This is a genomic window from Gryllotalpicola protaetiae (assembly GCF_003627055.1).
Classification (GTDB): Bacteria; Actinomycetota; Actinomycetes; order Actinomycetales; family Microbacteriaceae; genus Gryllotalpicola; species Gryllotalpicola protaetiae.
Genome location: NZ_CP032624.1, coordinates 1,359,439 through 1,379,219, shown reverse-complemented (window position 1 = coordinate 1,379,219; position 19,781 = coordinate 1,359,439). Strand labels below are relative to the sequence as shown.

General features: G+C 69.9%; 20 protein-coding genes. 1 reads left to right on the top strand and 19 read right to left on the bottom strand.

The features are described from left to right. Window positions 1-68: 68 nt before the first annotated feature. The 13 genes from D7I44_RS06745 to D7I44_RS06685 all read right to left on the bottom strand — a co-directional run bounded on the left by D7I44_RS06745 (window position 69) and on the right by D7I44_RS06685 (window position 14,473). Window positions 69-470: a PIN domain-containing protein gene (locus D7I44_RS06745; RefSeq protein WP_120788786.1), complete on the bottom strand. Its 402-nt coding sequence runs from the start codon at window positions 468-470 to the stop codon at window positions 69-71. Then, entirely contained in the window at window positions 467-760 is a 294-nt protein-coding gene (locus D7I44_RS06740; RefSeq protein WP_120788785.1) for a type II toxin-antitoxin system Phd/YefM family antitoxin, read from the bottom strand. The genes D7I44_RS06745 and D7I44_RS06740 overlap by 4 nt, the downstream gene beginning before the upstream one ends. A 43-nt stretch (window positions 761-803) precedes the next feature. Then, window positions 804-2,516 carry an allophanate hydrolase gene (atzF, locus tag D7I44_RS06735; protein WP_120788784.1) on the bottom strand — a complete coding sequence of 571 codons (1,713 nt, stop codon included), beginning with the start codon at window positions 2,514-2,516 and terminating at the stop codon, window positions 804-806. After that, the gene (locus tag D7I44_RS06730; protein WP_120788783.1) at window positions 2,513-3,238 is read right to left on the bottom strand and encodes a GntR family transcriptional regulator; all 726 of its coding nucleotides are present in this window, start codon (window positions 3,236-3,238) and stop codon (window positions 2,513-2,515) included. Before D7I44_RS06730 ends, atzF begins: the two co-directional genes overlap by 4 nt. 45 nt (window positions 3,239-3,283) lie before the next feature. After that, window positions 3,284-3,928 (bottom strand): alpha/beta fold hydrolase, encoded by a 645-nt coding sequence (locus tag D7I44_RS06725; protein ID WP_120788782.1) that lies wholly within the window; start codon window positions 3,926-3,928, stop codon window positions 3,284-3,286. Then, complete coding sequence (biuH, locus tag D7I44_RS06720) at window positions 3,925-4,641, bottom strand: biuret amidohydrolase (RefSeq protein ID WP_220093842.1); 717 nt, start codon at window positions 4,639-4,641, stop codon at window positions 3,925-3,927. Before biuH ends, D7I44_RS06725 begins: the two co-directional genes overlap by 4 nt. A 25-nt stretch (window positions 4,642-4,666) precedes the next feature. Next, window positions 4,667-5,260: a cysteine hydrolase family protein gene (locus D7I44_RS06715; RefSeq protein WP_120788781.1), complete on the bottom strand. Its 594-nt coding sequence runs from the start codon at window positions 5,258-5,260 to the stop codon at window positions 4,667-4,669. Window positions 5,261-5,288: 28 nt separating this feature from the next. Further along, a complete protein-coding gene (locus tag D7I44_RS06710) occupies window positions 5,289-6,428 on the bottom strand; it encodes a BMP family ABC transporter substrate-binding protein (RefSeq protein WP_120788780.1) in 1,140 nt (379 codons plus the stop codon). Window positions 6,429-6,492: 64 nt separating this feature from the next. Continuing rightward, window positions 6,493-7,404 carry an ABC transporter permease gene (locus tag D7I44_RS06705; RefSeq protein WP_120788779.1) on the bottom strand — a complete coding sequence of 304 codons (912 nt, stop codon included), beginning with the start codon at window positions 7,402-7,404 and terminating at the stop codon, window positions 6,493-6,495. Then, the gene (locus D7I44_RS06700; protein WP_120788778.1) at window positions 7,401-8,483 is read right to left on the bottom strand and encodes an ABC transporter permease; all 1,083 of its coding nucleotides are present in this window, start codon (window positions 8,481-8,483) and stop codon (window positions 7,401-7,403) included. The genes D7I44_RS06705 and D7I44_RS06700 overlap by 4 nt, the downstream gene beginning before the upstream one ends. Continuing rightward, the gene (locus D7I44_RS06695) at window positions 8,480-10,003 is read right to left on the bottom strand and encodes an ABC transporter ATP-binding protein (protein ID WP_120788777.1); all 1,524 of its coding nucleotides are present in this window, start codon (window positions 10,001-10,003) and stop codon (window positions 8,480-8,482) included. The genes D7I44_RS06700 and D7I44_RS06695 overlap by 4 nt, the downstream gene beginning before the upstream one ends. Window positions 10,004-10,237: 234 nt before the next feature. Beyond that, window positions 10,238-12,658, bottom strand: a complete 2,421-nt coding sequence (gene purL / locus D7I44_RS06690; RefSeq protein WP_425459323.1) for a phosphoribosylformylglycinamidine synthase subunit PurL — start codon at window positions 12,656-12,658, stop codon at window positions 10,238-10,240. 36 nt (window positions 12,659-12,694) lie between these two features. Next, the gene (locus D7I44_RS06685; protein WP_120788776.1) at window positions 12,695-14,473 is read right to left on the bottom strand and encodes an ATP-binding protein; all 1,779 of its coding nucleotides are present in this window, start codon (window positions 14,471-14,473) and stop codon (window positions 12,695-12,697) included. Between the two features lie 281 nt (window positions 14,474-14,754). Between D7I44_RS06685 and D7I44_RS06680 the strand changes: the two genes are divergently transcribed. Continuing rightward, entirely contained in the window at window positions 14,755-15,633 is an 879-nt protein-coding gene (locus tag D7I44_RS06680; RefSeq protein ID WP_120788775.1) for a hypothetical protein, read from the top strand. 162 nt (window positions 15,634-15,795) lie between these two features. Here D7I44_RS06680 and D7I44_RS06675 read toward each other — a convergent pair whose 3' ends face one another. The 6 genes from D7I44_RS06675 to D7I44_RS06650 are packed head-to-tail and all read right to left on the bottom strand — an operon-like array spanning window position 15,796 to window position 19,731. Next, window positions 15,796-17,142 (bottom strand): NtaA/DmoA family FMN-dependent monooxygenase, encoded by a 1,347-nt coding sequence (locus tag D7I44_RS06675; RefSeq protein ID WP_120788774.1) that lies wholly within the window; start codon window positions 17,140-17,142, stop codon window positions 15,796-15,798. Window positions 17,143-17,159: 17 nt separating this feature from the next. Next, window positions 17,160-17,576, bottom strand: a complete 417-nt coding sequence (locus D7I44_RS06670; RefSeq protein ID WP_120788773.1) for a type II toxin-antitoxin system VapC family toxin — start codon at window positions 17,574-17,576, stop codon at window positions 17,160-17,162. Beyond that, complete coding sequence (locus D7I44_RS06665) at window positions 17,566-17,793, bottom strand: AbrB/MazE/SpoVT family DNA-binding domain-containing protein (RefSeq protein WP_120788772.1); 228 nt, start codon at window positions 17,791-17,793, stop codon at window positions 17,566-17,568. Before D7I44_RS06665 ends, D7I44_RS06670 begins: the two co-directional genes overlap by 11 nt. 57 nt (window positions 17,794-17,850) lie before the next feature. After that, complete coding sequence (locus D7I44_RS06660) at window positions 17,851-18,738, bottom strand: dihydrodipicolinate synthase family protein (RefSeq protein ID WP_120788771.1); 888 nt, start codon at window positions 18,736-18,738, stop codon at window positions 17,851-17,853. A gap of 21 nt (window positions 18,739-18,759) precedes the next feature. Further along, window positions 18,760-19,458 (bottom strand): phosphoribosylformylglycinamidine synthase subunit PurQ, encoded by a 699-nt coding sequence (gene purQ, locus D7I44_RS06655; protein WP_120788770.1) that lies wholly within the window; start codon window positions 19,456-19,458, stop codon window positions 18,760-18,762. A gap of 3 nt (window positions 19,459-19,461) precedes the next feature. Then, window positions 19,462-19,731, bottom strand: a complete 270-nt coding sequence (locus D7I44_RS06650; RefSeq protein WP_120788769.1) for a phosphoribosylformylglycinamidine synthase subunit PurS — start codon at window positions 19,729-19,731, stop codon at window positions 19,462-19,464. Between the last annotated feature and the right edge of the window lie 50 nt (window positions 19,732-19,781).

Sequence of the window (19,781 nt, the reverse complement as noted above, 5' to 3'; positions counted from 1 at the left end):
AGCTTGTGGTCCACCCCATCCTATCGAAGCGTCTAGTTCCGCCTGTCAGCGCGGCCGTGGGCGGTTCGTCACTCGGGGGCGACGATCTTCACGAGGTGGGAGACGAGTTCGAAGTCCTTCGGGTTGAGGGTCGCGAGCGAGGCTCCGAGCGCGTACGCCTGCCCCGCGAGCATGATGTCCTTGCTTCGGGCGTGCGCGGGGCGCGTCGGCCGCACAGCCGCGGCGACGGCAGCGTATCCGTCTGCCGCGCGCCGGTCGAAGGACAACCAGTTCGGGGCGAGCGACTCGATCCAGGTGAGGTTCTCCTGCCGGCCGGCGCGTGTATCGCGGTCGGTTGCCGCGGCAATGCCGAAAGCGAGCTCCGCGTAGCTCAGGATGCTGAAGACCGCGGTCTCGTCAGGCGGTGTATCGCCCCAGCGATTGAGGGTCTGCCGTGCAGAGATCAGGATCGACGTGTCGAGCAGGATCATCTGTCAGCCCACGGGTCGAACAAGGGATCGTTGTCGCGGGCGGCATAGATCTCTTCGGCCCAGCCGGTGTTGTCATCGGGTATCTCGGCCAGCTTGGTGAGGAACTCGGCCAGCTTCAGGGGCCGCGCCGGCGTCGGCGTCGGCGGGTAGTTGGGCACGGCACGTAACGCCGGCACAATGCGCGCGGCAAGCCGCCCATTGACGGTGACCTCGATCTCTTCGCCGGCCTCGACACGGCGCAGGACCTCGCTCGCGTTCTGCCGCAGTTCGCGCACTCCCACACTGGCCATGCAGGCAGAGTAGCACTTATGTAGCACATGGTCTACCGTGAGATCACGGCACCAGCTCCCGGCTCGCGGCGAGATAGGCGCGCCAGCCGCCGTGCTCGCTGACGTCGGGTCCCAGAGCCTCGCTCGCGCCGAAGCCGGTCGCGCGTGTGCCATCGGCGAGCTCGACGGGCCCGAGCATCATCGGCCAGGCCAGCGACGCGGTCAGGCGGCCGAGCGCGGCCGGCGACAGCAGCCACTCCTCGCCCGCGAGAGCGACCCCGAGCTCGCTGTCGCCCGCGAGGCGCACCGCGGGCCGTGCGGGGTCGCCGGGCAGCACGTGCATCCGATACCGCGGCGCGGTGCGCACCTCGCGTACGAAACGCGCGCCGAGCGCGGTCAGCTGGCCGTTGAGCGGCAGCCCGCGCAGGTGCGCGCCGAACACGACGAGCGGGATGCCGGCGGGAAGAGCCGGCCCGTCGCCGGCACCAGGCGAGCCCAGGAGGTGGCTGGCGATGTCGACGGCGGGCTGGTCATGGAAGGCGGGAGCGATCACGGTGACCCCGAAGGGGCCGCCGTCCGCCTCGCCCGCGGGAACACTGACGGCGCAGAGGTCGAGCAGGTTCACGAAGTTCGTGTAGGTGCCGAGTCGGCTGTTCACGCCGATCGGGTCTGCGGCGACCTCGGCGAAGTCGGGGTGGTCCGTCGTCGTCGGCACAAGCAGTGCGTCGACGCCGTCGAACAGCCGGGCCGCGACCCGGCGGTAGGCGAGCACACGGTCCTGGTCGCGGATGACGTCGGCGCCGGCGACCTCGCGTGCGCTCCGCACGATCGACAGCACGCTCGGATCGGCGGCCTCAGGGTGCTCCTCGAGGAACGCGCCGAACGCCTCGTAGCGCTCGGCGACGAGCGCGCCCTCGTACAGCAGCCTGGCCGCGTCCAGCAGAGGCGAGATGTCGACGGCGGTGATGGTCGCCCCGGCCTGACCGAGGCGGCGCACCGCCGCGGTGAACGCGGCTCGGGCATCCGCACTCACGGGCGCGAGCCCCGCATCGTCGGGAACGGCGATCACAGGCGCGGCAGGCGCCGCGAGCGGCACGTCGAGGGGCCAGACGCGCCCGCGATGGTCCGCGGAGTCCGGTCCGATGATCGTGCGCAGGGGCAGCTGCGCAGCGGCGAGCGTCGGTGCGAACACCGAGACGCAGTCGTACGAGCGGCAGGCGGCGACGACGCCGAGGGTGGGAATGAGGCCGACCGTGGGCTTCACGCCGACGATGCCGTTGAACATGGCGGGTACGCGGCCAGAGCCCGCCGTGTCCGTGCCGAGCGCGAAATCGGCGATGCCGAGCGCGACGACGACGGCTGAGCCCGACGACGAGCCGCCCGAGATGCGCTCGGGCAGCAGCGCTCCACGTACGGCGCCGAATGGGCTGCGCGTGCCGACGAGGCCCGTGGCGAACTGGTCGAGGTTGGTCTTGCCGAGCACCAGGGCCCCCGCGGCGACGAGCCGCGCGACCGCCGGCGACGATTGCGTCGGGGTGTAGGCGAACGGCGCGCATGCGGCGGTGGTCGGCAGGCCAGCCACGTCGATGTTGTCTTTCACCGCGAACACGGTGCCGGCGAGCGGAAGCCGCTCGCCCGCATCGACGCGCGCGTCGATCGCCGCGGCCTCGCGCTCGACGTCGGCCTTCGGGCGCAGGTGGATCCATGCTTCTGAACGGTCGGTCTCGGCGATGCGGCCGTACGCCCCCACGACGCGCGCGACCGCGGCGCCGCTCACGGCCTGCTCCGGATTCCCGGGCGGCGGGTGAACGGCAGGGCTGCGGCCGCGCGCTCCATGACCACCTGCCGCGACTCCTCGACGTGCTCGCGCAGGGCGGCGAGCGCCGCGCTCAGGTCGTCGTCGCGCACGAATTCGGCGATCGCGATGTGCTCGGCGATCGTCGCGTCGATGCGGTCCTCGGTCAGGTAGTCGTACATGCGGATCGGCCGGATGCGCCGGTTCACGTTGCGCAGCGCGTCGACGAGGGCCTCGTTGCCCGACGACCGCAGCAGGGTCTGGTGGAACGCTTCATCGGTGTTGACGAATCCTGCGTCAGGTGCGGGCAGCGCGGTGCGCAGCCCGTACCACTTGGCCAGTTCCGCATCGAGCACGGTGCGGTCGTGCCGCAGAGTGCGGTCGTCGATCGCCCGCTGGATTCCGCGCAGCTCGAGTGTGATGCGCAGCTCGTAGAGCTCGGCGAGCGTGTCGAAGCTCGGGATGAGCAGGTACAGGCCACCGTCGCGGCGCTCGATCAGTCCGTCGGTCTGCAGCCGCGACAGCGCCTCGCGCACCGGCGTGCGCGAGACCTCGAACCGGTCGGCGAGCGCCTCTTCGGTGAGGCGCTCGGTCGGGGCGACCGAGCCGTCCATGAGCAGCGCGCGCAACTGCTGATAGACGAGTGCGCTCCGCGACGCTGCGGATCGGCGGTCGGTCTCGACGGTGGAGTTGTTGGTCGCCATGGGTGGCGGGCCTTTCTGCTATCGGTCGGTCGGTCTCTGGTGACACTACGAGCGCAGGGCGGGTGTCGGGCTTCTGCTGTGTTCGGAGCGGACGAGGGATGCCAGCGCGGCGCCCGCCTCCAGGTGCACGGCGTGACTCGCGCCGGGCACAAGAGTGGTGCGCGCGCCGGTGAGGCGGCTGAGCGCCTGCACCGACATGTGGCGCGACTCGGGCGAGCGCTCGCCCGAGGTGAGCAGCACGTGCGTCAGAGGGGTGGACGGAGCGTACGGCTCGAAGCGCCGGAACATGGCGAAGTCGCGGGCGACGGCGCTCGCGGACGGCGACAGCTTCCGGCTCCATGCCGGGCCATAGAGCGCCGAGCCGAAGCCGTCGACCCCGTTCTCGCGCCAGGCGGCCGCGACGTGGTCGAGGAGTGCCGGCGCATAGGACCCCGCGGCGGGCTCGTGCAGCACGGCGCCGCGCAAGGGCACCCCGCGCAGAGCCAGCTCGAGCCCGAGCGTCGCCCCGCCGCTCACACCGACGACGAGCGCCCCCGCGCACAGCGGCTCGAGCGCTCCGAGCTCGTGCCCCCAGTCGCCCGAGTAGTCTCGCTGCGGCACGATCACCCGGTCGAGATCGCCGAGTGCGGCGACGAGCGGATTCCACACGTCGGCGCGCGTCGCGGCGCCGTGGATCAGGACGATGGTCATGCGCCGAGCGCCGCCAGTAGTGCTGCGGACGGTGCGATGGCTCCGAAGACGCCGCCCTGCATGGTCACCATCTTGAGCGCGGCCCGGTAGTTGCCGAAATCCGTCGCCCCTGTGCAGTCCGTGAGCAGCAGGCACTCGTAGCCGCGGTCGTTCGCGTCGCGCATCGTCGTGTGCACGCACACGTCGGTCGTGATGCCGGTGAGGATGATGTGCGTGATGCCGTGGTTGCGCAGCAGCAGGTCGAGGTCGGTCGCGTAGAACGCGCCCTTGCCGGGCTTGTCGATCACGTACTCGCCGGCGATGGGCGCCACCTCCGGAACGATCTCCCAGCCGGGCTCGCCGCGCGTCAGAATCCGCCCGCACGGGCCGAGCGATCCGATCTCCGCGCCGATGCGCGCCGAGCGCCATTTCTTGTTCGCCGGCAGGTCGGACAGATCGGGGCGGTGCCCCTCGCGGGTGTGGATCACCATGAGCCCGGCGTCGCGCGCGGCGGCGAGCACGGCCGCGGTCGGCTCGAGCCCGGCACGGGTGAGCGAGAGGTCGTACCCCATCGCGTCGACGTACCCGCCCGGACCGCAGAAGTCGACCTGCCAGTCGATGTTGATGAGGGCGGTGTGCGCGGCGTCGAAGCCGCCGTCGTACGGCCAGGTGTACGGCTGGGCGTCGACCTGGCCGAAGCTCAGGCCGACAGCGGTGGTGTCGAGATCGGTCACGGATTCCTCCCGGTGGTGGGTGCGGTCAGTCGCGCGCCGCGTCGAGCGCGGCCACGACGGCGTCGGTGAGTCCGGTGGCGCCGAAGATGCCGCCGGACATATGGATCGAGGACAGTGAGTTCGCGGTCAGTTCGGGCTCGAGGGCGCTGCACGCGTCCTCGACGAGCAGGCACTCGTAGCCCATGTCGTTCGCCGTGCGCATGGTCGAGTGCACGCCGGTCTCGAGCCAGGCGCCGGCGAGCACGAGGTGGGTCACGCCGCGGCGGCGCAGCACGGCGTCGAGGCCCGAGCCGAAGAATCCGCTCCAGCCTTGCGCGACGATGTCGGCATCCGGTGCGGGCGTCGGGTGGCGCGGCGAGCGCGTCGCGACCGAGTAGCGCACGATGCCGAGGCGGTCGGCGGCGTCCTCGAGACACCCGAGGTGTTCGCGGGCGGCGGCGAGCGCCTCGGGCGCGGGGTCGTCGGGGCGGAGGGGAGCACGCAGCACGAGCAGCGCCAGGGCGTCCAGGTCGACCGCGCCGTCCCACGGCCAGGGATACGGCCGTGTTCCTGCGACGGTACCGGCGTTCCCGACGGTCCCGACGGTCCCGATGCGACCCGCGGCGAGCGGTGCGCTCATCTGCGTGCTCCCTTCCTGCGGGCGGGTGTCAGCTCTTCGGCAGCGTTCCGACGACGCCCTTCACGAGGCAGCTGAAGCTGTTCGTGTCGGCGTACGTCGCGGTCTTGCCGGCGGGGACCAGCACGGTGCCGTCCTGACAGTAGATCGGGCCCTCGAAGATCGAGCTGCCCGGCTTCGACAGGGCGTCCTTCTCGGCGAGGATCTTGGACTGCACGTCGGCGGGCACCGACGAGCCGAACGAGGCGAGCTGCAGAGGGTTGTTGCCGTCGGCGAAGGTGCCGGTCCAGTTCGCGTTGTACTTGCTGCCGGTGAAAGTGCCGCCTTCGACGGACTTGATGATCGCCTCGTAGACCGGCGCCCACTTCCACGCCGAGCCCGTGAGCCAGCCGTCGGGGTCGAGGCTCTTCGCGTCGTAGTGGTAGCCGACGATCTTCTTTCCGGCCGACTTCACGGCCTGGATGACGGTCGACTGGCAGTCCTGGTGCTGGCTGAACACGTCGACGCCCTGGTTCAGCAGGGCGGTGACCGCCTGCTTCTGCTTGAGCGGGTCGCACCAGTTCGAGGTGTTCACGACGTAGGTCTGCGCGTTCGGGTTCACCTTCTGCGCGCCGAGTTCGAAGGCGTCGATGTTCGCGATCGACTGCGCGATCGGGAACGCGTAGATGAAGCCGAGCTTGTCCGACTTCGTCACGGCGCCCGCCGCCATGCCGCCGAGGCCGACCGGGTCGTAGGCCTCGCCCCAGTAGGTTCCGAAGTTCTTCGGGAAGGTTCCGTCGAGGAATCCGCCCTGGTGCAGCACCGTGATGTCGGGGTGCGCCTTGGCGAACTCCAGCGCGTACTTGTAATAGCCGTAGCTGGTCGCGAAGATGATCTTCGCGCCTTGGTTCGCCATCGCCTGCATCGTCTGAGTCACTGAGTCGTTCTCGGGGATGTTGTCTGCGGTGATCACTTTGACGCTGGTGCCAAGGTCCTTTTCAACCGCCTTGGCACCATCTTCGACAGCCTCGTTGTATCCGGCGTCGTCGGTGGATCCGACCATGATGAAGCCGACCGTCGTCGCCTTCTTGCTCGCTCCGGTCGACGCGGCTGAACTGCCGCTGCAGGCCGCGAGCAGGACGACCGCGGCGGCCGCGACGATCGCGGCGGCGGCTCGTGCTGATGTGCGCATAGCTTCTCTTTCTGTGCTGTGGGGTGGTGCAGAACAGGGTGGGGGTTGGGCGCAGGCCCGGCGGTCAGACCGTTTCGCTCAGCGCATCGCGCTGCGATTCCGGCGCATTGCTGCGGCCGAAGCGGCTGACCAGGACGAGGACGATGATGGTGACGGCGTAGGGCAGCGAGTCGAGCAGGTATTGGTTGACCCCGATGCCATTGGCTTGAATGACGGATGCCAGGGCCAGCGCGACTCCGAAGAGATACGACCCCGCCACGACGCCGAGGGGCGTCCACCGTGCGAAGATGACGACCGCGACCGCGACGAAGCCGTAACCGTTGGTCATGCCGTTCGCCCAGTTGCCGACGATGCCGAGGGCGAGCTGGGCGCCGCCGAGCCCCGCGAGCGCGCCGCCGACGGTCGTGGCGGAGAAGCGCAGAGCCGTCGGGTTGTGGCCGCCCGCGAAGACGACGGCCGGCCGCTCGCCCGTGGCGCGCAGCGCGAGCCCCGTACGGGTGTAGGTGAGGAACAGCCATATCGCCGGCGCGAGCAGATAGGCGGCGTAGACGAGGGCGTTCTGATCGAACAGGGCCGGCCCGATGCCGGGGATGGATGCCAGCACCGGAATCCGCAGTGCCGGCAGCGGGTCGACGATCTTCCCGTTGAGCGGCGAGCCGAGCACGGACGTCACCCCGAGCGCGAGGAACCAGATGACGAGGCCGCTCGCGAGCTGGTTGGCGCCGCGCAGCACGACCGCGAGGGCGTGCACCGCGGCGCAGGCCGCGCCGGCGACCGCCGCCGCCAGTACGCCGAGCACGGGGTTGCCGGTCGCGAGGGTGACGGCGATGCCGGCCAGCGCGCCCGAGAGCATCGAGCCCTCTGTACCGAGGTTGGTGACGCCGGTGCGCTCCGAGATGAGCTCGCCGAGGGAGGGATACAGCAGCGCGACGCTGCCGGGGATGGCGGTGGCGAGGGTTTCGCCGACGATGTTCACAGTCGCTCTCCCTGGGTGCGGCCGACGAGCAGCATGGTCAGGACGATGGAGCCGAGCAGGACGTTGACGATGTTGCCGTCCAGTCCGGCGACGAGCTGCAGGCCGTTGCCGCTCAGGGCGATCGCGGCGAACAGCAGGGCGGCGAGCGTCGCGCGGATCGCGTCGTTGCGGCCGAGGAATGCGGCCAGGAATCCCACATACCCGAATGTCGTGGTGATGCCGGGCCGCAGCTGACCCTCGACGCCGATCAGGTTGAGTGCGCCGCCGAGCCCCGCGAGCAGCCCGCCGACGAGCATCGCCGACAGCAGCAGGCTCCAGCTCGGCAGCGCGCTGCGGCGTGCGGCCTCCGGGTTGCCGCCGATGACCCGCAGCGCGAAGCCCCAGCCGGTGCGGCGCAGCAGCAGCCACACGCCGACGGCGGCGAGCGCGAGCACGATGACGCTCGCGTTGAGGCCGGTGGAGGTGAGGTCGCCGAGCCGGACATCGCCGGGAAGCGGGCGGCTCTGCGGCTGGCCGGAGCCCGCCGGGTCCTTCCACGGCTCGTAGATCAGGAACAGCATCACGTCGCTCGCGACGAAGTTGAGCAGCAGGCTCGTGACGGATTCCGCGGCGCGGAACCAGATCCGGAAGACGGCGGAGATGCCGGCCCAGACCGCGCCCGCAACGCCGCCGGCCGCGACGGTCGCGATGAGCGCGAGCGGACCGGGCACGTGGGTGCCGACGGCGAGCCCGACGCCGGTCGCCGCGACGGCGCCCATGATGAGCTGGCCCTCTGCGCCGACGTTGACGAGGCCGGCGCGCGCGGGCACCACGGCCGCGAGGGCGGCGAAGCCGATCGGCACGGCGCGCAGCAGCGTCTGGGTGAGCGCCGTCGGGTTCAGCACGGTCGACTGCAGCATCGCCGGCAGCAGCGTGCCGGGGTCGGCGCCCTGCCAGGCGGCGAAGGCGGCGAACACGACGACGCAGGCGAGGTAGGCGCCGACGACGATCGCGAGTCGACGCCATGAGAGCCAGGCGGGCATGCGCAGTCGCGGCTGGGCGGCGACGGGGGTGACCACCTGGGGAAGCTGCTCGCTCATGCCGCCACCCCGCCCGCCATCAGCTCGCCGAGGCGCTGCCGGTCGGCCGTGGCAGCAGGCACGACGCCGGTGAGCTCGCCGCCCGAGAGCACCGCGATGCGGTCGCTCAGGGTGAGCAGCTCATCGAGATCCTCGGAGACCAGCACGACGGCGACGCCCGCGTCGCACAGCTCCTTGATGAGGGTGCGCGTGCGCTCCGTGGTGAGGATGTCGAGGCCGCGCGTCGGATACGACGCGACGAGCACGCGGCACGTCGAGGTGAGCGCGAGCGTCAGCAGCACGCGCTGGATGTTGCCGCCCGAGAGGCGGTCCATCCGCCGGTTGCCGGCGACCGCGCGCAACTGGGCCGTGCCGTTGCGGGTGCGCAGCTGCGTGTCGGCGCGTCGCGTGTCGAAGCGGAACCGCCCTTCCGCGAACCAGAGCGCGGCGTGCTCAGCCACCGACATCCCCGGGATCACGAAATCCTGCACGGGGTCGGACGCGACCGCCACGATTCCGGCCTGGCGTGCCTGGCGCACGGCGGGCAGCGCGAGCTCTGCGCCGTCGAGCGCCACGGTTCCCGCGACGGGTTGGCGCAGGCCGAGGATCGTCTCGCTCAGTTCGTCCTGCCCGCTGCCGGCGACGCCGGCGACCCCGAGGATCTGGCCGGGGAACACCTCGAGCGAGACCCCGTCGAGGCCGAGCGCGCCGTCGGGGCGGCGGATGCTCACGTTCTCGAGGCGGACGATGGCGGGGTCGGGGGACGCTGCATCCGAAGCATCCGTCGATCGCCGCTCAAGCGCGGCCACCGGCTCGCCGACCATCGCGGTGATGAGCTGTTCGTCGGTGAGCTGCGCGGGCTCCGCGTCGCTGAGCACCGTGCGACCGCCGCGCAGCACGGTGACGCGGTCGGCGATCTGGCGCACCTCGCGCAGCTTGTGCGTGATGATCACGATCGCGGCGCCGTCGGCCCGGAGGCGGTCGACGACCTCGAACAGTCCGCCGACCTCTTGCGGGGTGAGCACGCTGGTCGGCTCGTCGAGGATCAGCAGCCGTAGGCCGCCGAGCAGCACCTTGACGAGCTCGACGCGCTGCCACTCGCCGATGGACAGGTGCTCGACGAGCGCGTCGGGGTGCACGGCCAGGCCGTAGCGCTGCGAGAGCTCGGCGATGCGCGCTTTGAGCGTTTTCGGCCGCATGACCCACGGGGTGTCGGTCAGGTGCAGCGCGATGTTCTGCCAGACGGGCAGAGCGGGGATGAGGCGCATGTCCTGGAAGACCATGCCGATGCCGCGTTGACGGGCGGCCGCCGGCGACGGGAGTTCGACGGCCGCGCCGTCGATGACGATCTCGCCGGAATCGGGCTGGTGCACGCCGTAGAGCGACTTGACGAGCGTGCTCTTGCCCGCGCCGTTCTCGCCGAGCAGGGCGTGGACTTCGCCCGGGCGCACCGAGAACGAGATCCCGTCGTTGGCTCGTACCGGGCCGAAGATCTTGACGAGCTCGCGCACCTCCAGCAGCGGAGGGGAGGGGACGTGCATGGTGTGGCTCCGATCGTGGGGGTCGATCCGAACTCTGCACACAGGTCTGTATACAGTCGTGGATACGGTATGGAGCCCGTGTTTCCGCGGCCCGCGCGGTTCGTTACGGCCGCATTAAGAAACTGACGCCCGCTCGTCTTCTCGAGCGGGCGTCAGGTGCGCGGGTGAAACGTCGCTTCCGCGGGTCATGCTTCACCCGCGGAAGCGCGCTTTCACCCGCGCACGCGAAGCGCGCTACTCCGCCAGGTGGCGCGGGGTGCGGTGGGTGCGCTCCTCAGGGGCGACGTAGTAGGCGCTCGCCGAGCCGGCACCGACGACCGGGCCGAAGTGCTCGGGCAGGGTCGCCCGATGCGCTGAGGCGAGCTCTTCGAGCCCGACCGTGAACAGCCCCTGCACCTCGAGGGCAGGAACCTCGCCGTCGACGGCATCCGTCACGCCGATGCGGGCGACGGGGAATCCGCGGCCCTCGCACAGCCCGCGGAACTGCACGTCGTCCTCGCGGGGCACCGAGACGATCACGCGGGCGGTCGACTCGGAGAACAGCGCGGTGGTGGCATCCACCCCGTCCCGCTCGATGATCTCGTCGAGCACAACGCGAGCACCGATGCCGAAACGCAGCACCGACTCGGCCAGCGCCTGCGCGAGGCCGCCGTCGGCGAGGTCGTGCGCCGAGGTGACGAAGCCCTCGACCGCCGCCGCGTGCAGCAGCTCGGCGAGCTGGCGCTCACGCCCCAGGTCGACGGCCGGCGGGCGGCCGCCGAGGTGGCCGAACACCGTGCCGGCCCAGGCCGAGCCGTCCAGCTCAAGAGACGTCGTGCCGAGCAGGTAGATGTTCTCGCCCGGGTCCTGCCAGCCGGAGGGGATGCGGCGGGCGACGTCGTCGATCACGCCGAGCACGCCGACGACCGGCGTTGGGAAGATCGGGGTCGTTCCGGTCTGGTTGTAGAACGAGACGTTGCCGCCCGTGACGGGGATCTCGAGCTCGAGGCATCCGTCGCTCAAGCCTTCGACGGCCTGCGAGAACTGCCACATGACCTCGGGGTTCTCCGGCGAGCCGAAGTTCAGGCAGTCGGTGACCGCCATCGGCACGGCTCCGGAAACGGCGACGTTGCGGTACGCCTCGGCGAGCGCGAGCTTGGCACCCTGGAACGGGTCGAGCTGGCAGTAGCGGCCGTTCGCGTCGGTCGCGATCGCGAAGCCGAGGCCGGATTCCTCGTCGACGCGGATCATGCCCGCGTCCTCTGGGAAGGCAAGCGCCGTGTTGCCGCCGACGTAGTAGTCGTACTGGTCGGTGACCCAGCTCTTGTCGGCGAGGTTCGGGCTTCCCGCGAGCGCGAGGAACTGCTCGCGCAGCTGGCCCTTGCCCTCGTCGGTCGACGCGTCGGCCCGGGGCAGCAGAGCCGCGGAATCCGCCTGCAGCGCATCGAGCCATTCGGGGCGCGCGACGGGCCGGTCGTAAACCGGGCCGTCGATCGCGACCGTGCGCGGGTCGACGTTCACGATCTCCTCGCCGCGCCACTGGATGACGAGACGACCGGTGTCGGTGACCTCGCCGAGCACCGAGTACTCGACGTCCCACTTCGCGAGCACCGCGTCGAAGGCCTCGAGCTTGTCGGGGTGTACGACGGCCATCATGCGCTCCTGGGACTCGCTCATCAGGATCTCTTCGGCCGTGAGCGTGGGGTCGCGCAGCAGCACGGAGTCGAGCTCGACGAACATGCCGCCGTCGCCGTTGGACGCCAGCTCGGAGGTGGCGCACGAGATGCCGGCGGCGCCGAGGTCCTGGATGCCGTCGACGAGGTCGCCCTTGAACAGCTCGAGGCAGCACTCGATGAGCACCTTCTCGGCGAACGGGTCGCCGACCTGCACGGCGGGGCGCTTGGTCGGGCCGGTGGACGAGAAGGTGTCTGAGGCCAGGATCGAGGCGCCCCCGATGCCGTCGCCGCCCGTGCGCGCGCCGAAGAGGACGACCTTGTTGCCGACGCCCTCGGCGTTGGCGAGGTGCAGGTCCTCGTGGCGCAGCACGCCGACGGCGAGCGCGTTGACGAGCGGGTTGCCCTGGTACACCGGGTCGAAGTAGGTCTCGCCGCCGATGTTCGGCAGGCCGAGGCAGTTGCCGTAGTGCGAGATGCCGGCGACCACGCCGTGCACGACGCGGGTCGTGTCGGGGTCGCCGATCTTGCCGAAGCGCAGCTGGTCCATCACGGCGACGGGCCGCGCGCCCATCGAGATGATGTCGCGCACGATGCCGCCGACGCCGGTCGCGGCACCCTGGAACGGCTCGATGTATGACGGATGATTGTGCGACTCGACCTTGAAGGTGACCGCCCAGCCTTCGCCGATGTCGACGACGCCGGCGTTCTGGCCCATGCCGACCATGAGGTTCTCGCGCATCTTGTCGTTGACCTTCTGACCGAAGATGCGCAGGTACTTCTTGCTCGACTTGTAGGAGCAGTGCTCAGACCACATCACCGAGTACATCGCGAGCTCGGCGCTGGTGGGCCTGCGGCCGAGGATCGCCTTGATCTGCTCGTACTCGTCGAGCTTGAGGCCCAGCACGTCGTACGGCTGCTGCTTCTCGGGGGTGGCGGCTGCGTTGGCGGTCGTGTCGAGACCGGAGGAAGGAACAGAAATGGTCTCGGTGGCGTCAGTCACGTGGCAATTCTACCGGCGAGCGCCGGTGCGCCCGCCCTACCCCAGCCGGTACGTGCGGTTCTTCGACTGGGGTGGTGCGGTGGCGATGACAGCTCTCTGATCGACCAGAACACGCAGCCGCTGCCGCACTCCGTTCACCGTCGATCCGGCGCGGTCGGCGATGTCCTGAACCCCGAGTTCGCCGGCATCCCGGATCGCCGCGATGATGCGCTCGTCGAGTGCACCGCGAGCGGCCGGCTCACGGGGCGGCGAGCTGAACACCCCGGGGGCGACCTCCCGCACCTCCTCGTGCTGCAGCCGCGCGCCGCGCCGGTAAGCCTCGCCAGGCCGCGGCGGGTAGCGCAGCCAGCCCTCCTCAACGAGTGAACGCAGCAGGTCCTGCGCGTCGTGCGAGTCGATGCCCAGCAACGCGCGCAGCAGCTGATCCTCGACGTCGAGCTCGCGATGGACGAGCGCGAGCACGCGCTGCAGGTCGGGCTCGAGTCCGTCGGCGCCCACCTCGGCCAGCCATTGGTCCACGTCGGGCGACAGCAGCCCGTGCCGCTCGAGCACCACCGTCATGCCGGTCAGCGTGGCATCGAATCGCGGTGCGGCCAGACCAGCGCGCCCGAGGGCACCGGTCATGCGAGGGATGCCACTGCCGGCGTTCTCCGAGACGGTGTAATCGGTGCCCGGCAGCGGGATGTCCGTGAGCAGTGTCGCCAGTCGGGCGTTCCGGGACCGCGAGCTGCCGTCGAACAGTTCGGCGACCCGGCGACCACCCCAGATGCCGCCGGGGTTGTGGATCTCGAGCCGGTCCGGATAGAGCTCGAGCCGAACCTGATCGCCGAGCGCCATCGCACTGTAGTCACGGTGAGTGACCGCGTTCACGATGGCTTCACGCAAGGCATCCACCGGAATCTCGGGCTCATCGGCCGCGCCCGCCCCGCCGCCCCGGCTGACCCGCCGATGCTGCAGGTTCGCGAGGACTGCTCGAACGGCGTCGTCGACCATGATCGGGATCGGCCCCTCGAGCACCTTTCGGTCCAGCATGCGCACGTCGCCAACGCTCGAGTCCTTGGTGAGCCCCGCATAGACGTTGAGCGTGATCATCGCCTGGGGGAAGAAGTGCTGCGGGTACGCGCCGAACGCAAGCAGTCCTGCGAGCGTCGGCGTGACGTGGTCCCCCGAGACCACCCGCAGTCGTTCGAGCACATCGAGATCCGTCGTGAGACCGGCGACTGCCCGCGGACGGACGCGCCGCAGTCGCGCGATGAACTGAGCCACAAGCTCGCCGTCCAGATCATCGCTCGTGGCTCCGTCAACGGGATCGACGTCGATGTTGGGCTGCGCAGCATCCGCCCGCAGGAGGAAGACGCCGTACCGCCCCATCACGCGATCGCCGTCTGCCACCCGCTGATAGCTGCCGTTCTCGATGCCCTGGGTCGTGACGTAGCACGGGCGCTGATCGGCGGGCAGTTCCTCGACGTCCACGACGACGACAGGTGCGCCGTCGACATCTGCGATGTCGATGACACCACTCGGGCTCGGCGTCAGTGGCCCCGGGATGTCCCGGGCCGAGCGCGGGCGGAAAGCCTCGGCAACGGCGTCTCGCACCTTGGTCGCATCGAATCCCGCGGCGGGCTCGAAGCCGTTCGTTTCGTCGAGTCCGAGGATCACGAGCCCACCGTCGCGATTACTGAACGAGCTGATGGTCGGCCACAGACTGCGGGGAACGCCGAAGGCGGCTGCCTTGACCTCGACCTGGGTGAGGTCGGTGCCCGCACGGCGCAACCGAGCCACGACCTCATCGAGTGGGCCCTGGCTCGTCTCCATCGGTACTCCCTTGTCGGTCAGTGAAGGCAACTGACGGCGATCAGTGAACCTCAGTGACCACCGTCACTCAACATCACTGATCGGATGACTGCACTTCAGTGACGCGAATCACTGATGATCACTGACGGTCATCACTGACGATGACTGACACGCAGTGCAGTCGCAGTGCAGTCGCACTGCAGTGCTCACTGCAGTGCACTGTAGTGAGCACTGCAGTGACGATGGCGCAGTGACGCTCACCCTGTGGAAAAGCGCCCACCCGCGTCTTGCGAGAATGGACCGTGCCCGATCTCGGACTTCTCCTCGACGTCGACGGACCGATCGCCTCGCCCGTCACCCGATCCATCGCCATCCCCTCCATCGCCGACGACCTCGTGACCCTCGTCGGCGCGGGCGTTCCTGTCGCCTTCATCACGGGCCGCAGCTCCGAGTTCATCGAGCAGCAGGTCGTGCAGAAGCTGCTCGCGCACGGCCTCGCCGACGCACTGCAGCGGCCGGGCGCCCGCATGTTCGGCGTCTTCGAGAAGGGCGGCGCCTGGGCCGCGATCACCCCGGGCGGCATGGCGCCGGTTACGGTCGACGAGTCGGTCGCGCCGTCCGATTCGCTGATCTCTGACATCCGGATGCTGGTGCGCGACCGCTTCGCCGACACCATGTTCTTCGACGAGACCAAGCGGGCGATGATCTCGGTCGAGCAGAACCATGAGGTGGAGGCATCCGTCTATCTCAAGGCGCAGAGCCACTTCGACCGTGCCGCTTTCGATGTGCTCGTCGACCACGGCATCGGCGTCTATCACCGCGAGCGGGTCGCACCTGACGTGAACGGGAGCGTGACCTTCCGGCTCGACTCGACGATCATCTCGACCGACATCGAGTCGGTGCTGCTCGACAAGGACCGTGGCGCGCAGCGCGCCCTCGAGTACTTCGCCGCGGCCGGCGAGCTGCCGCACCGCTGGCGCTCGGTCGGCGACTCGCGCAGCGACTACAAGATGGCCGACTTCCTGCACGGGTCGGGGTACGAGACCGCGCATGTGGATGTGCGGCCGTCGGACGGCGTGCTCGAGAAGCCCTACCCCGTGATCACCGAGGGCGCCGCCGTGCACGACGAGGCCGGCGCGATCTTCCTGCGCTACTGGGTCGAGAAGCTCGGCCTCGCCTGAACGGCCCTCGCGCGCGGCACCCGGTCGTCACCAAGTTCGCCTCTCGCGCAAACTTCGGTGACTTACTGACGACCGGCCGGGTCGGGCGCGCGCGAGTCGTCGAAAAGTCAGTTCGAACAAGTCCTTTCTGTGACAAAGTGACGACCCGCTGCGGCACCAGACTCACTCGGCCCGCGCTCGCCGCGGACCGGCGCCGGTGAGGCGCTCGCGCAGCGTGCCGCCGCGCGAGGATTCCGGTAGCAGCCCGCGCGAGCGCAGACGCGGCATGACCTCTGTCATGAAGTCGCGGTAGCTGGCCAGGCCGCCGAAGCTGTGCTCGATCAGGAATCCGTCGACGTCGGTGATCTCGGCGATCCGCTCGATCTCGGCCGCCGCTTCGTCGAACGAGCCGGTGACCTTCGTACCGCCGATGCCCGCAGCCAGCTCGTCGAGCACCTGTCCCACCGACTTCCCCGCCCCCTGGAAGGAGGCCAGCGTCGTCTGCCCGACCTCGGTCGTGAGCCCGTCGATCGGCGTCTCGGGATCGAGGCCGGTCAGGTCGAGCCCTGACCAGCCGAGGAACAGCGCGGCCACCGCGTCGCGACTCGGCGCCGCGGTGAGCGACGCGCGCAACTCGGCGGCCTCGTCCGATGCCGGAGCCGACACGACCGAGATCGACGACACCACCTTGATGCCGTCGCGCCCGCGGCCGCGCGCCTCGGACCGGTCGCGGATGCCGCGCACGACCGCCGCCGCACGCTCGAGGTCGCGCTCCTGGATGAACACCACCTCGGCCACCCGCGATGCGAAGTCCAGCCCGCGCGGCGAGGTGCCCGCCTGGAAGAGCGTCGGCGTGCGCTGGGGCGACGGCGTCACGGGGAACAGCCCGTCGAGCCGGAAGAACTCGCCGTCGTGCGTGATTCGCCGCACTTTCGCCGGGTCGGTGAAGGTGCGCGACGCCTTGTCGACGACGAGCGCGTCGTCGGCCCAGCCCTCCTCCCACAGTCGCAGGGCGAGGTCGACGAACTCGTCGGCGCGGTCGTACCGCCGGTCGTGCGGGGTCACGTCACCGAGGCCGAGCAGCTTCACGAGCGCCTGCTGGTTGTCGCTCGTGACGATGTTCCAGCCGATGCGCCCCGACGTCAGGTGGTCGAGGGTCGCGAAACGGCGCGCGAGCAGATACGGCTGCTCCGACGTGGTCGAGGCGGTCACGACGAAGCCGAGACGATCGACGGATGCCGCGAGCGCCGGCACCAGCGACAGCGGGTCGTGCACGGGGAACTGCACCGCTTCGCGGACGACGGCATCAGGAATCCGAATCTGTCCGTCGGCACCCGTGGTCATCGGGTAGCCGAGCGCGTCGGCGAAGAACAGGAAGTCGAAGCCGCCCGCCTCGATCTCGCGGGCGAACCGCTGCCACCACTCCAGCGAGGCGAAATCGCCGGGGTCGCTCGCCGGGTGCGGCCAGGCGTTCGAGATGAAGCTGGGCGTGAACTCTTCGAAGGCGCCGAGTACGAGCTTTTTGGTCACGGTGCCATCGTCTCAGTTCAGCGATCAGGGGCGATGATCCTCACCCGTGGGAAATAGGTGCGGTAGCGAGCCGCGTCGCGCGTGAGCAGCGCGTGCCCGTTCACAGCGGCGTGAGCGCCGATGAAAAAGTCCGGTAGCGGTGACGAGCGCGCACCTCCGCCCTCGCGATAGCGAGCGAACGCCTTGCCGGCAAGGAACCCGGCAGAGTACGGCAGGGGTTCGCGAATGAAGATGTCAGACGGCAGCTGGGCCTCGACGCCTTCGATGGAGTCGAAGCGAACGGACACCTCGGCATAGATGATCGGATTGATTACCAGCGGCCCTCGCTCGATCGCCGATTCCAGAGCTCGCCGCGACCAGAATCCCCACTGGGGGTCTGCGCCGAGCACGTCGACCAGGACGTTCGTGTCGACGAGGGTCGACTCACTCGCCACGCAGAAGTTCCATCAGCTCGTCGGTGGTCGGTCCGGGGCCTGCGGCGCCCCACATTCGGGCGATCACTCGCTCGGCCGGGCTGCGGTCGGCGTCGCGATGAACGATTCTGAGCGTCGCGCCGTCCTCGACCACGTCGACTTCATCGCCTTCGCGGAAGCCGTACTTCTGCCGTAGCGCGGCCGGGATCGTCACCTGGCCCTTGCTGTTCAATCGCATGTCGCCTCCTTGTATTACGTATCAAGCGTAATACGTGTCGCAGCGCGTGGCGAGGCCTCAGAGGCTGTGCCGTGCGGACTCGAAAGGGGCGGACGACTCGAGGGCGGCCAGCTGCTCGCGGGTGGGCGGGTTGATCGAGATGCGCGGGATGCCTGCCTCGAGCCCCCGCCGCGTCAGCCCCGCCTTCAGCAGACCAATGTCGGCGGCGCCCGTCGCCGCGACGGCCGCATCGATGCGGGGCTGGAGCTCGGAGTCGTCCTGCCCCGACCTGGCCGCCCTTGCTGCCCGCACGAACAGCTCGGGGAACACGTTCGAGACGCCCGAGACCACCCCCGCATACCCGGCCTCCGCGAGTCGCACGAGGTCGACGTCGTTGCCCGAGTAGAGCTCGAAGCCGTCGGGCACGGCCGCGCGATAGGCCTCATTCTCGGCGAAGCTCAGCCCCGACACCTTCGCGCCGACGAGCCCGGGCACCTCGGCCACGCGGGCCAGTGCCTCGGGCGCGACGGTCGTCACCGCGCGGGAGGGGAAGACATAGAGATAGACGGATGCTCCGGCCGAAACATCCGTCACCCGCTTCACGTACTCGACCAGGGCCTCATCACCTGCCGGGAAGTAGTAGGGCGTGATCGCCGCAAGCCGCGTGGCACCCGCGCGCTGCGCCGCCTGCGCGAGCCGCATCGTCTGTCGAGCAGCCGCGCCGCCGACGTGCGCGATGACGTCGTCGGCGCCGAACTCCTCGAGCGCCGCCTCGATGACCCGCAACCGCTCGTCGTCATCGAGCGCGGTGAACTCGCCCGTCGTGCCGGGGGTGAACAGGCCGTCGACGCCGCATTCATGCAGCCAGCCGAACAGGGTGCGCGTGGCACCGAGGTCGAGTTCGCCGTCATCGCCGAAGACGGTGACGGGCGCTGCGATCAGTTGAAAGCGTGACGGCCCAGTCATGTCGCCAGGCTATGCCCCCTGCTAGACCGCCTGAAGTGCGCGCAGCGCGCTCGTGAAGAACTTGAGTCCGTCGACGCCCGAGCGCATGCGCACGCGCGTGTTCGGGCCGAAGCCCGGCTCGACCGCGTGCTCGGGGTGCGGCATGAGCCCGACCACGTTGCCGCGCTCGTTGGTGATGCCGGCGATGTCGTTCAGCGACCCGTTCGGGTTGACGCCCTGGTAGCGGAACACGACGCGGCCGTCGCCCTCGAGGCGGGCCAGCGTCTCGGCATCCGCGATGTAGCCGCCCTCGCCGTTCTTGAGCGGGATCGTGATCGTCTCGCCCTGTGTGAACTCGCTCGTCCACGCGGTGGTGGTGTTCTCGACCGTAAGCTGCTGGTCGCGGCGGATGAAGTTGCCGTGGTCGTTGCGGATCAGGCCGCCGGGCAGCAGGTGCGCCTCGACGAGCATCTGGAAGCCGTTGCAGATGCCGAGCACCGGGGTGCCGGCGTTCGCGGCGGCGACGACCTCGGCCATCAGGGGCGACTGCGCGGCGATGGCGCCGCAGCGCAGGTAGTCGCCGTACGAGAAGCCGCCGGGCAGCACGATCGCGTCGACGCCCTGCAGGTCGTGGTCGCCGTGCCACAGCGCGACGGGCTCGGCCCCCGCGAGGCGGATCGCGCGCTGCGCGTCGCGCTCGTCGAGCGAGCCGGGGAAGGTGACGACGCCGATCCTGGCCATGGCTCAGACCCCCGCTGGCGTCTCGCGCCCGACCACGTGCACGCCGACGACGTCTTCGATGACGGAGTTGGACAGGATGTCTGCGGCGATCTCACGGACCTGGTCGAGCAGCTCCTGCGTGAGCTCGCGGCCGTCGACGGTCAGCTCGAAGCGCTTGCCCTGACGGACCTGGAACTCGCCGCGGCCGGTACGGGCGAGGGCGCCGGCGATCGCCTTGCCCTGGGGGTCGAGCAGCTCTGCCTTCGGCATGACTTCGACGACGATCGTGGGCACGTGGTTCTCCGTCCGGTGCGCGTGAGCGGTTGCATCCGGATTCTACCGGC